The sequence below is a fragment of the Amycolatopsis sp. MtRt-6 genome (genome assembly GCF_017308975.1).
Lineage (GTDB): Bacteria > Actinomycetota > Actinomycetes > Mycobacteriales > Pseudonocardiaceae > Amycolatopsis.
This window is the reverse complement of the sequence record NZ_JADWPD010000061.1, coordinates 1-12,624: the sequence shown is the minus strand read 5'-3', so window position 1 is coordinate 12,624 and position 12,624 is coordinate 1. Positions and strand designations below refer to the sequence as shown.

Annotated in this window: 7 protein-coding genes; 4 read left to right on the top strand and 3 right to left on the bottom strand. The window is 72.9% G+C overall.

The genetic code is table 11. From position 1 onward, the window contains the following. Window positions 1-304 precede the first annotated feature (304 nt). The 3 genes from I4Q55_RS48615 to I4Q55_RS48605 all read right to left on the bottom strand — a co-directional run bounded on the left by I4Q55_RS48615 (window position 305) and on the right by I4Q55_RS48605 (window position 3,083). Entirely contained in the window at window positions 305-1,093 is a 789-nt protein-coding gene (locus tag I4Q55_RS48615) for a hypothetical protein (RefSeq protein ID WP_206797828.1), read from the bottom strand. A gap of 93 nt (window positions 1,094-1,186) precedes the next feature. Further along, window positions 1,187-2,695, bottom strand: coding sequence for a CehA/McbA family metallohydrolase (locus I4Q55_RS48610; protein ID WP_206797826.1), 1,509 nt, complete (start codon window positions 2,693-2,695; stop codon window positions 1,187-1,189). 67 nt (window positions 2,696-2,762) lie between these two features. Further along, entirely contained in the window at window positions 2,763-3,083 is a 321-nt protein-coding gene (locus I4Q55_RS48605; protein ID WP_206797824.1) for a spore germination protein GerW family protein, read from the bottom strand. 230 nt (window positions 3,084-3,313) lie between these two features. Here I4Q55_RS48605 and I4Q55_RS48600 point away from each other — a divergent pair, with 230 nt between their 5' ends. From I4Q55_RS48600 to I4Q55_RS48585, 4 genes are all read left to right on the top strand, one after another. After that, window positions 3,314-4,711: a hypothetical protein gene (locus I4Q55_RS48600; RefSeq protein ID WP_206797822.1), complete on the top strand. Its 1,398-nt coding sequence runs from the start codon at window positions 3,314-3,316 to the stop codon at window positions 4,709-4,711. Between the two features lie 89 nt (window positions 4,712-4,800). Beyond that, window positions 4,801-6,426 (top strand): DUF6345 domain-containing protein, encoded by a 1,626-nt coding sequence (locus I4Q55_RS48595; protein ID WP_206797820.1) that lies wholly within the window; start codon window positions 4,801-4,803, stop codon window positions 6,424-6,426. A gap of 147 nt (window positions 6,427-6,573) precedes the next feature. After that, window positions 6,574-6,813: a hypothetical protein gene (locus tag I4Q55_RS48590; RefSeq protein WP_206797819.1), complete on the top strand. Its 240-nt coding sequence runs from the start codon at window positions 6,574-6,576 to the stop codon at window positions 6,811-6,813. Between the two features lie 247 nt (window positions 6,814-7,060). Beyond that, window positions 7,061-12,529, top strand: coding sequence for a biotin carboxylase N-terminal domain-containing protein (locus tag I4Q55_RS48585; RefSeq protein ID WP_206797816.1), 5,469 nt, complete (start codon window positions 7,061-7,063; stop codon window positions 12,527-12,529). Window positions 12,530-12,624 lie beyond the last annotated feature (95 nt).

The following is a 12,624-nucleotide window of genomic DNA, read 5'->3' as shown; positions in this document are numbered from 1 at the left end:
CCTGCACGGCGAGCTCGGACACGTCCCGCCCGCCGAGTACGAGGCGCTACACGCGATGACCCATCCGGTCACCGCAACCCAGGAAACCAGCTAATCCACTCTCCACGAAACCCGGGGCTTGACAAGCCCTCGGCGGGTGGTTGACTCACATCTCGATCCTGCCGAGGGCTTCACCCATCTCCAGATCCGCCACGCTGGTCCCGGCACCACTTCCTGCCACCACAGGCAACCACCACCAACCCAACACCCCCGACCAGCCACAACCACGATGAAACAACCCCATTGGGGTGCTTGCGGCGGGGCGTTACTGGCCGGCCTGGGCCGCCGCCGTCTGGTGGAACGCGAGATCCTGGCCGGCGGCCTCGTCCTGGGCCCAGGCGCCCGACTCCGCCGTCCATGTCTGGCCGGCGAAGCTCACCTTGTCCACGCCCAGCGCCTCCGCGCGGCCGACCAGCCAGGTCGCGTACATCCAGCCCTGCGCCGCCGGGTGGGGGCCGCTCAGGCGGGACGTGCCCAGCTCCTCCGTCGCCGCCGCCGCGACGTCCGCCGGTGCCGCCAGGGTCAGGTTGCGGCAGGTCAGCACGGCCGGGAACTGGCCGTTGAACGCCGCCGCCATGGCGCGGGACTGGGGCTCCCACTGGGCGTACGCGTTCGGGTGACCGGAGCGCTGGACCGCCTGCGCCGCTTCGGTGATCGGCAGCGTCTCCCAGTTCGCCAGCTTCTCGAGCTTCTCGTAGAACTCCGTCGCCGCGTAGACCGGGTCGCGCAGCTGTGCGATGGTGCCCCAGCCCTGGCTGGGCCGCTGCTGGAACAACCCGACCGAGTCGCGGTCACCGCCTTCGAGGTTGCGCAGCTTCGACTCCTGCAGCACCGTCGCGAGCGCGACCGTCGCCGCGTGGGCCGGCAGGCCCAGCTTGGTGCCCACGGCCGAGATCGTCGCGGCGTTGTTCATCTGCTCCGGCGTGAACGTGTAGGCCGTCGCGTCGTCGCCCGGCAGCGCCACCGTGCACCCCGGCGTCCGAACCGAGTCGCGCGTCAACGCCACCACCACGACGATCCCCGCGACGAGCACGATCACCGCGCCCAGCACGATGGCCAGCTTCAGGCCACAACCGCGCACCCTGCCTCCCCTTCACCCGTTCGCACCAGTCTGCCCAATGGGAGGACGCGGTGCACCGGCCGGGGTTCAGTGGGCGGTGCCGAGGAAGATCGGGTTGGACATCGCGACCATGGCGTTCGGGACCGTCGTGTTCGAGCCGCCGGCCGGGCGGCGGACCTCGACGCGCACCCAGCGGCTGTAGCGCGGGTAGGTCGTCCAGGTGACCGTCGCCGCACCGGCGTCGCCGATCGGCTCGGTGTGTTCCGGGCCGAGCTGGTCGAGGAACGTCACCGTCGTGCCCGGCACGCCGGCCACGACCGCCTTGACCGTGACGGGTGTCCCGGTGCCGGCCGCGAGCCGCTCGCCGATGCCCGCGCTCGCGCCGCCGCCGGAGACCGTGAAATCCAGCTGGACCGCCGCGGACTCGGCCAGCCACGAGCGCCCGGCCTTCAGCCCGGCCAGCAGTTCCCGGCGGCGCAGCCGGTCGGCGAGCACGACGGTGTGCGGCAGGGCCACCCGCTGGTCCGGGTTGTGCGCGTCGGAGTCGCCGATCGCCGGGATGAAGCGGCCGCCGCGCAGCAACCCGTCCCAGTGGACGACGCTCGCCTCGTCGTCCTGGGTCCACGGGCCGTTCCAGACCTCGACCAGGTCGGCGAGCTCGTAGGCGAATTCGTAGGTGCAGCCGAAACAGTTCGCGAACGGGTGGGCCGCGGTGACCAGGCCGCCGGCGCGGTGCACCTGCTCGGTGAAGCGCCGGAAGTCCCGCGGGTCGGCCGCGCGGTAGCGCCAGTCGAGCCAGGTGCCGGCGGGCAGGCCGATCGCCGGCCAGTGCCCGGACCGGGTCGTCACCTCTTCGCCGTTGAGGATCAGCAGGTCGTCGGTGGCGTAGTCGCCCCAGACCAGCTGCGAGCTGGAGGTGTTGTGGTCGGTGGAGACTATGAAGTCGAGCCCGGCGGCCCGCGCGTCGGCGACGAGCTGCTCCGGCGTCCGGCGGCCGTCGGAGTGAACGGTGTGCAGGTGGCTGTCGCCCCGGTACCAGGCGCGGCCCTTGTCCCGCGCCGGAGCGGTTTCCGGCGCCGGGTTCGGCGTGAACGGCGTGCCGTCCGGGCCGAAGGTGAGCGTGATGTCCACCCGGTAGTTCAGGCCTTGGGGCGCGACGGTGTAGGGGCCGAGGACGACGTGCCATCGGCCGGGGGTGATCGGCCCGGCCAGGTAGCCGGGCGTGGCCTCGGACGCGCTGATCGAGAAGCGGTCGCGGAAGCCGCCGGACCACCCGCGGAAGCCGCGCGCGTTGCCGAGGTCGTGGCCCTCGGGCCCGAAGATGCCGATGTCACAGGCGTTCCCGCGGGTGCCGGCGGGCACCGGCGGCTTGTCGTAGGAGTACCCGACGTCGATCTGCCGCACCCCGCGCGGGACGTCGACGGGCAGGTAGTACCAGTCCGGCACGTCGGGTTTCAGCGTGCCGGTGACGGTCCGGGTCCGGCTGCCGGTGCCACTCGGCTGATCGGCGAACGCCACGCCCGGCAGCATCCCGGCGGCCGCGGCCACCCCACCGGCCCGCAGCAGCGCCCGGCGGCTGAAGTCACTCATGCGCACCTCCGCATCCGACGCTAGGCGCGTCAGGCGAACGCGGACACGAACCGGCGGTGAACTTTCGACGGAGTCAGCCGCGCTTCGCCAAGACCTTCGCGAGGGCGACAGCGGTGACGGCGGCGGCCAGCCCGAGCCACGTGACATCGACGGCGGGCACCCAGGTGACGCCGCCGTCCCGGACGACGAAGGCGCCGACGGGCCGGGCGAACACCCCGAAGCCCGCGCCTTCCCGCACCGGGAGGGCGCCGGTGTCGTCCCCGCCGCCACCCCCACCGCCGAAGACGGCCGCGGCCGGGATCACGACGGTTCCGTCGCGTTCGACCGGTTCCCCGTAGACGAGCCGGGCGGAGAAGATCTTCCGCGCGGCCGACGCCACCTGCCCCAGATCCATCGGGTCAGCATGGCTTCCGCCGGCGCCGGGCGCGCCTCATGGGTGGCGGAGATCCGCGCCGCCCGGTTTTGTCGGTGGTCTCCGGTAGCGTGGAAACCGGGGGCGCCCCCGCGGGCGCTGCCGGCTTCTCCCTTCCCGTCCGGGCCTCCCGGCCGTAAACCGGTTGCGACGCCGCGGAACCTCCGCGATCCTGCTCTGTTCCGCACCGGGCGGGACGTTCGGAGAAGAGGATGACCCCGGCACGATGCGGCCTGGCCGCCAACCCCGCCCTGCCCGCCCACCTGCTGGCCCGCCTGGTCGAGACGGCCGACGACGAGCTGGGGCCGATCCTCGCCGCTCGCGCGGACCTCACCCGCGAGCACGCCCGGACGCTCGCGGCCCGCTGCGGGCCCGGTGTGCTGTACCCGTTGCTCGGCCGTGGCCTGCTCGGCCCCGCCGACGTCCCCTTCGGCGATCCTTGGCGCGGGCTGGCGGTGCTGGAACACCCGGACGCGGACCCGGCGTGGTTCGAGCGGCTCGCCCGCGACCCCGACCCGGTGATCCGCTCCGAGCTGAGCGCCCGGTTCCCGCTGCCCGAACCGATCATCGACCTGCTGGCCGCGGACCCGGAGCTCGGCGTGGTCACTTCGGTGGCCCGGTGCCGGCCGCCGACCGCCCGGCTGGCCGCGGACCCCCGCCACGCGGTCCGCCGCGCCTTGGCCGCCAACGAGCAGTCACCCCCGGACCTCCTGCGCCGCCTCGCCCGCGAGGCCGGAAACTGTCGGCGGTCACCGGTAGCATGGGAACCGGGGGCGGCGCCCACCGACCTGCTCGCCGACTTGCTCACAGCCCTGGCCGGAAACCCCGCCACCCCACCGGATTGCCTGCCCGCCGACGGCCCCGCGCTCGTCCGCTGGGCGATGGCGTCCCGCACCGACCTCGCCGGCGACGTCTACGCGAAGCTCGCCGAGGACGACCTGCCGGGTGTCCGGTGGGACCTCGCGCGCAACCCGGCCGCCGTGGGGTTCCTGCCGCGGCTGCTCACCCGCGACCGCGGCCGCGAGATCCGGCACGCGGCCGCGCACAACCCGCACGTCCCGCTCGACCTGCTGGCCCGGCTCGCGCCCGGGACCAGGATCGGGCGCACCCTCGTACCGCGCGTCGCCGCCGCGACCGAAGCCGAGCTGCGGCTCCTCGCCGGCTCGCCCGCGGCCCAGGTCAGACGGCTGGTCGCCGTCCGGCCCGATCTTCCGCACGACCTCGTCACCCGGTTCGCCGAGGACCCGGACGCCGGCGTCGCCCGGGCCGTCGCCCCGAACCCCGCCCTGACCCCCGCGCAGCTGCGGACCCTCGCCCGCCACGGGCCGGCGGTTTCCGCCCGGATCGCGGAGAACCCGCGCTGCCCCGCGGACCTCGCCCGGGCACTGCTCGCCGGTGCCCCGGTCCGCGCCCTGCGCGTGCTCGCCCGGCACCCGGGCCTGGTCGCGGAGTCCATTGTGGTCCTGCTGGGGCACGCCGACGACGGGGTCGTCACCGCCGCCGCGGCCAACCCGGCCCTGCCCGTCGCGGTGCTGTCCACTTTGACCGGAAGCACCCCGGAACCGGGAAATTCCCACGGAATCGGTGCAGCGCTGAAAAAATTGCGCTGAAGGTGTGGCAAAAAGATGTATCCGATTGTTTTCACCGCTTTGACGGCTACCGTCCGATCGCTGCATTCTGCCACCCACGGGGAGGAATCATGGCACTGCTCAAGAACGGCGTGGTCACCGCGCCACCGGGTGCGCCCGCCGCCGCGCGGGCGCTGACCTCGGCCGATCCGTTCGCCGGGACCGGGGTTGCCGCCGACCGGGGTGCCAACCGGTACGGCGTCTGCTCCATCGAGGACTTCCCGCCCGGCATCACCGACCTCTCCTACACCCACGAGGACGCCGGTGGTTTCTACAATTACGTCAAGCAGTTCACCGCGCCCAACTTCTGGTATCGGGACGGCGGCGTGCTGTCGTGGATCTACGGCGAGCAGTACGACGCCTGGCAGGGCACCTACGGCTTCGACGCCTGCGTCGCCGAGTACCACTCGGGGCACGGCACGATGGACGGAAACGGCGTCTTCTCGATGCCGATGGGCGGCACCTGGGGCGGGTCGGCCTGGGCGAGCTCGGCCGACATGCGGCTGGGCAACGAGGTCTCGCGCTACCTGTTCTTTTCCACCTGCCTCTCGCTGCGCATCGCCGGCGGCCACAGCCCGATCCGCACCTGGGACGCGGCCAACCTCGGCCTGCGGATGATCTTCGGCTTCGAGACGACCAGCGTCGACAGCCCGCACTACGGCGCCTACTTCTTCAGCAAGTGGAACGGCAACGGCCACAAGTTCAGCAAGGCGTGGCTGGACGCGTCGTGGGACATCGACCACCACCAGGCGCCCTCGGCCGTCGCGTGCGGGGCGACGCAGGCCGAAGCGCAGGACCGGCTGTGGAACGAAGGGACCTTCTCGACCGCCGCCGCGTCGAAGAACTGGTGGTGGTGGACCTGGTACGACGCCGCCAAGAGCATCCGGGCGCCGCGGCTTGAGCTGCCGGGCTCGGCGCAGACGGCCCGGTTCGCCCCGCAGCGGCTTTCGCCGTCGCGGCTGGCCGAGCTGGCCGGCCACTACGGCGTCCGGCTGGGCGGCGGGGTGCCCGACGACGCGCTGGGCCCGCACGGCGTCGTGCTGGGCGCCGGCCAGGACGGGCCGAGCCTGAGCATCGACCACCGCGGCGTCCGCGAGATCACCTTCGCCGACGCCGACGGCACCGGCCGGGACGCGCCGAGCGCGGACGAAGCCGTCCGGATCGCCCAGGACGCCGTCGAGACGTTCGGCCTGGCCGACCGGGTCGACCTGGTCGCGGACAAGGTGCGCCACCAGTACCACGCCGGTGGCACGGCCGGCGACGTCGCCGACCCGCGGGTCCGCGAGACCCACGTCGTGTTCACGCAGCTGGTCGACGGCCACCCGGTCGTCACGCCCGGCCTCGGCGAGGTGCGGGTCGGTATCGACGGTGCCGGCACGGTGACGACGATCGTCGACGCCACCCGCGAAGTCGAGCGGCTGAGCGAGGGCACGCCCGTCGCGCCGCCGTCGGCCGACGACGCCTCCCGCGATCCGTCCACTGTGGACGAGGCGCTCGACGCCCCGCTGCAGCGGCTGCTGCGCCGGCTGTCCGCCGGCGGCCGCGTGCCCGCCGAGGTCCGCACGATCCCGGACTCGACGGCGGTCGGGTACGCGCTGCGCGGCGACGACGGCGCGCCGGTCGTCCGGCGGACCGTCGAGGTCGACTGCGGCGCGGGGCTCGCGAAGCGGTACGTCCTGGCGGCACCCCTGCGCTGACCACCGGGAATGCTGACGGGCCGGCACCGCGTCGGGGGGTGCCGGCCCGCCGTTACACCCATTCGGGTGTAAACCCGAGGTATCCGGGGCATCACCAAGGAGCACTTGTACTCCAGGGGGAGTGCACCGGACCGAGGGGAGACCACGATGACCTTCGATTTCGTCGGCCGCTGGCTGGGCAGGCATCGCGATCGCCCGGGCGTCACCGTCGACCTGGCGTGCGGCGGCCGGGTCACGGTGCGCGAGATCGACGGACGGCCCGTGCTGGCGATCACCACCGCACCCGGGCCCGACGGCCGGTGCGAGGTCGCCGCCGTCCCGCTTTCGGAAGCCGAACGCCGCGAACTGGGCCAAGTTCTCGATTCGGACGTCCTGCTCGCCTCCTGACGCCCGCGCGCCATCCCCTGTTTCCCCGGCCGTAGGGGTCTTTGTGGCAGACCTCGCGTGAAAGCCGGTCCGGAGGGTGTGGCGCGGGTCGCTTTTTGTCGGGTTCCCACAACTGAGCCGCCCCGGCATGCGCCATGGCGGACATTGGTCCCCCGCGTCGTCATCCACCAGGGTGTAGACAGGTGCAGGCGACGTCCAGGACGGGTACGTCGCCTGCTGCACGTGGGGTACTTGGGAGGCTCAGCCGGTGTTCAGTCGTGTCGCCATCGTCAACCGCGGAGAGGCCGCGATGCGGCTCATCCACGCCGTCCGGGATCTTTCGGCGGAAACCGGGACGCGAATCGAGACGGTCGCCCTCTACACGGACGCCGACCGCACCGCCACGTTCGTCCGTGAGGCCGATCTGGCCTACGACCTGGGCCCGGCTTCGGCCCGCCCGTACCTCGACCTGGCCAAGCTGGAGCAGGCGCTGGTCGAGACGAAGGCCGACGCGGCCTGGGTCGGCTGGGGCTTCGTCGCCGAGGACCCGGCCTTCGCCGAGCTGTGCGAGAAGGTCGGCGTCACCTTCGTCGGGCCGAGCGCCGACGCGATGCGCAAGCTCGGCGACAAGATCGGCGCGAAGCTGATCGCCGAAGAGGTCGGCGTGCCGGTCGCGCCGTGGAGCCGCGGCGAGGTCGCCACCCTCGAAGACGCGCTCAAGGCCGGTGAACAGATCGGCTATCCGCTGATGCTCAAGGCCACCGCGGGCGGCGGCGGGCGCGGCATCCGCATGGTCGCCTCCGGCGAGGACCTCGCCGAGGCCTACGAGCGCACCAGCTCCGAAGCGCTGCGCGCGTTCGGTTCCGGCGTCGTGTTCCTGGAGCGCCTGGTCACCGGCGCCCGGCACGTCGAGGTCCAGGTCATCTCCGACGGCGCGACGGCGTGGGCGCTCGGCGTCCGCGACTGCTCGGTGCAGCGGCGCAACCAGAAGATCATCGAGGAGTCCGCCTCCCCGGTCCTCGCGCCGGAGCAGACCGCCGAGCTGAAGGCGTCGGCGGAGCGGCTGGCGGTGGCCGTGGGCTACCGCGGCGCGTGCACCGTCGAGTTCCTCTACCACCCGGGCGAGAAGCTGTTCGCTTTCCTCGAGGTCAACACCCGCCTGCAGGTCGAGCACCCGATCACCGAGATCACCACCGGCACCGACCTGGTCAAGCTGCAGCTGCACGTCGCCGGCGGCGGCAAGCTCGAAGGCACCCAGCCGGCCGAGCTCGGCCACGCCGTCGAAGCGCGGCTGAACGCCGAAGACCCCGACCGCGACTTCGCGCCCTCCCCCGGCCGCATCGCGCGGCTGGCCCTGCCCGCCGGCCCCGGCATCCGCGTCGACACCGGCGTCAGCGAGGGCGACACGATCCCCGCCGACTTCGACTCGATGATCGCCAAGATCATCGCCTACGGCCGCGACCGCGACGAGGCGCTGGGCCGGCTGCGCCGCGCGCTGGCTGAGACCACCGTCATCATCGAGGGCGGCGCGACCAACAAGAGCTTCGTGCTCGACCTGCTCGACCAGCCCGAGGTGATCGACGCCAGCGCCGACACCGGCTGGATCGACCGCGTCCGCGCCGAAGGCCGCCTGGTCACCCACCGGCACTCCGCGATCGCGCTCGCCGCGGCCGCCATCGAGGCCTACCAGGACGAGGAAGAGGTCTCCGTCCAGCGTCTGCTGTCGACCGCGCACGGCGGCCGCCCGCAGGTCCAGCACGACAGCGGCCGTCCCCTCGACCTCAAGCTCCGCGGCGTCGGCTACCGGGTGTCCGTGGCCCGGGCCGGCCGCAGCCGGTTCCGCGTCGGTGTCTCGGCCGGGGCGTCCGAGGTCCACCACGCCGACATCGAGATCGACCGGTTCGACGCCCACAGCGGCCAGATCCTGGTCAACGGCCGGCGCTTCCGGCTGGTCGCGGCGACCCACGGCCCGATCCACCTCGTCGAGGTCGACGGCGTCACCCACCGCGTCAGCCGCGACGAAGGCGGCGTCGTCCGCTCCCCCGCGCCCGCGCTGGTCGTCGCCACTCCCCTCGCGGTCGGCGACGAGGTGGAGGCGAACGCGCCGATCCTCGTGCTGGAGAGCATGAAGATGGAGACGGTGCTGCGCGCGCCGTTCCGCGCCCGCGTCCGCGAATGCCCGGTGTCGGTCGGCAGCCAGGTCGAGACCGGCGCGCCGCTGATGCGCCTGGAACCGCTGGCCGACGACGCCGCCGAGGAAGCCGCCGACACCGGGGAAACCGTCGAGATCGAGCTGCCGTCGGTACCGGACGGCGTGTCCGCGGCCGAGCGCGTCGAACGCGGCCTGCAGGACCTCCGCAGCCTGCTGCTCGGCTTCGACGTCGAACCGGCCGAGCGCAAGCGGCTCGTCGCCACCTACCTGGAGGCCCGCACCGAGCTGGGCAACCGGCCGGTGGAGGGCGAGCTGGAGCTGCTCACCGTCTTCGCCGACCTGTCCGAGCTGAGCCGCAACACCCCGGGCGGCGAGGACACCGTGCCGAACGGCGCGGTGCACAGCCCGCGCGAGTTCTTCCACAGCTACCTGCAGAGCCTCGACGTCGAACGCGCCGGCGTCAGCGAAGACTTCCAGGCGAAGCTGAAGCACGTCCTCGCGCACTACGGCGTCGAAGATCTGGAGCGCACGCCGGAGCTGGAGGCCGCGGTCTTCCGGATCTTCCTGGCCCTGCAGCGGACCGCGGCCGACGTCGCGGTCGTCTCGGAGCTGCTGAAGCAGTGGCTGACCGGCGCGCCGCCGGCCGAGGCGCTGAGCCAGCGCGCCGGGCTCGTCCTGGAGCACGTCGTCGAGGCCACGCAGGTGCGCTTCCCCGCGGTGTCCGACCTGGCCCGCGGCGTGGTCTTCCGCTGGTTCGCCCAGCCGCTGCTGCGCCGCAACCGCGCCCGCGTCTACGCCGCCGTCCGCACCGAGCTGACCTACCTCGACCAGCACCCGGACGCGCCGGACCGCGCCGAGCGGATCCAGGCGATGATCACCGGCTCGCAGCCCCTGGTGCGGCTGATCGGGCAGCGGATCGGGCGGCCGGGCCGCGACCACGCGCCGCTGCTGGAAGTCCTGACCCGCCGCTACTACGGCAACCGGCGGCTCGCCGGGGTCGCCGTGCGCGACGCCGGCGGGCACCGCTGGCTGACCGCCGAGCTCAACGCCGCCGACGGCGTGCTGCCGCTGGTCACCACCGCCGTCGACATCGCCGAGCTGCCCGGCGCCCTGCGCGCGCTGGGCGAGGTGGCCACCGACGGCGTGGTCGCCGACCTCTACCTGCGCTGGGAGGACCAGCCGGACGTCGACGCGACCGCGGAGCGGCTCGGCGCGCTGCTGGCCGGGACGCCGCTGCCCGCGGGCGTGCGCCGGATCGTGGTCACCGTGGCCGGCACCGGCGGCGCGGTGATGCACCACCACTTCACCTTCGAGCGCGAAGGGGACGGCTTCACCGAAGACCGGGTCATCCGGGGCCTGCACCCGCAGATCGCCCAGCGCCTGCAGCTGCAGCGGCTGCGCGAGTTCGACCTCACCCGCCTGCCGTCGGCGGACGAGGAGATCTACCTGTTCAAGGCCACGGCGAAGACCAACCCGGCCGACGAGCGGCTGGTCGCGATGGGCCAGGTCCGCGACCTGACGCCGCTGCGCGAAGCGGACGGACGCCTGGTCGCGCTGCCCGCGCTGGAGGACGCCGTCACCGCCTGCCTCGACGCGATCCGCAACATCCAGGCGCAGCGGCCGCAGCACAAGCGGTTCGACACGAACCGGGTCATGATGTACGTCTGGCCGCCGACCGACCTGACCACCGAGGAGCTGAACACCCTCGTCCAGCGCATCCTGCCGACGTCGGTGGGCGCCGGGCTGGAGGAGGTCCAGTTCCTGGCGCGGCGGCGCACGGACGCGGGCAAGCTCACCGAGCTCGCCGTCCGGATCACCCTCGACCCCGGCCAGGGCGCGCGGCTGCACGTCGAGGCGCCGTCGACCGAGCCGGTCAAGCCGCACGACGACTACCGCCTGAAGGTGCTGCGCGCGGCGCGGCGCGGGACCGTCTACCCGTACGAGCTCACCGGCCTGCTCGCCGGCCCGGAGGGCACGTTCACCGAGCACGACCTGGACGCCGCCGGCGTCCTGGTGCCCGTGGACCGGCCGAAGGGCAAGAACACCGCGGCGATCGTCGCCGGTGTCGTCACGACCCCGACCGAGCGGCACCCCGAAGGCGTCACCCGCGTCGTGCTGCTCGGCGACCCGACGAAGTCGCTGGGCGCGCTGTCGGAGCCGGAGTGCTCGCGCGTCATCGCGGCGCTCGACCTGGCCGAGCGGATGCGGGTCCCGCTGGAGTGGTTCGCGCTGTCCTCGGGCGCGCGGATCTCGATGACCTCGGGCACCGAGAACATGGACTGGGTCGCCGCGGCGCTCAAGCGGATCGTCACGTTCACCCAGGACGGCGGCGAGATCAACATCGTGGTCAACGGCATCAACGTCGGCGCCCAGCCGTACTGGAACGCCGAAGCCACGATGCTCATGCACACCAAGGGCATCCTGGTGATGACGCCGGACTCGGCGATGGTGCTCACCGGCAAGCAGGCGCTGGACTTCTCGGGTGGCGTGTCGGCCGAGGACAACTTTGGCATCGGCGGCTACGACCGCGTCATGGGCCCGAACGGCCAGGCGCAGTACTGGGCGCCGAACCTGCCGGCCGCGCGGGACGTGCTGATGTCGTACTACGACCACACCTACGTCGTGCCGGGCGAGTCCGGGCCGCGCAAGGTGGGCACGAACGACCCGGTCGACCGCGACGTCTCGCCGTACCCGCACGCGATCGACGGCAGCGACTTCACGACCGTCGGCGAGATCTTCTCGGCCGAGCACAACCCGGACCGCAAGAAGCCGTTCGACATCCGCACGGTGATGCGCGCGCTGTCCGACCAGGACCACCCGGTGCTGGAACGCTGGGCGGGCATGGCCGACGCGGACACCGCGGCGGTGCAGGACGTCCACATCGGCGGCCGCCCGGTCTGCCTGGTCGGCATCGAGTCGCGTTCGGTGCCCCGCCGCGGCTTCCCGCCCACCGACGGCCCGGACACCTACACCGCGGGCACGCTGTTCCCGCGGTCGTCGAAGAAGACGGCGCGGGCGATCAACGCGGCGTCGGGCAACCGGCCGCTGGTGGTGCTGGCGAACCTGTCGGGCTTCGACGGCTCGCCGGAGTCGCTGCGCAAGCTGCAGCTGGAGTACGGCGCGGAGATCGGCCGGGCGATCGTCAACTTCGAGGGCCCGATCGTGTTCTGCGTGATCTCGCGCTACCACGGCGGCGCGTTCGTGGTGTTCTCCAAGGCGCTCAACCCGAACATGACGGTGCTGGCCCTGGAGGGCTCGTTCGCTTCGGTGCTGGGCGGCGCCCCGGCGGCGGCGGTGGTGTTCGCGGGCGAGGTCAACAACCGCACGGCGAACGACCCGCGCGTGACGGAGCTGCAGGCCCAGGTGGCGGCGGCGAGCGGCGCGGCCCGGGCGGCGCTGAGCGCCCAGCTGGCCGAGGTCCAGTCGGCGGTCCGCGCGGAGAAGGTGAGCGAGGTGGCGGCGGAGTTCGACCGGGTGCACAGCATCCAGCGCGCGGTCGAGGTCGGCTCGGTCGACGCGATCATCTCGGCGGCCGAGCTGCGGCCGCGGATCATCGAAGCCATCGAACACGGCCTGAAGAAGTAGCCCGGATCCGAGCGCCCCAAGGTGGCCTTGGTTGCGTTCAACGCACCCAATGTGGCCTTCGGTGCGTTGAACGCACCGAAGGCCACAGTGGGGCG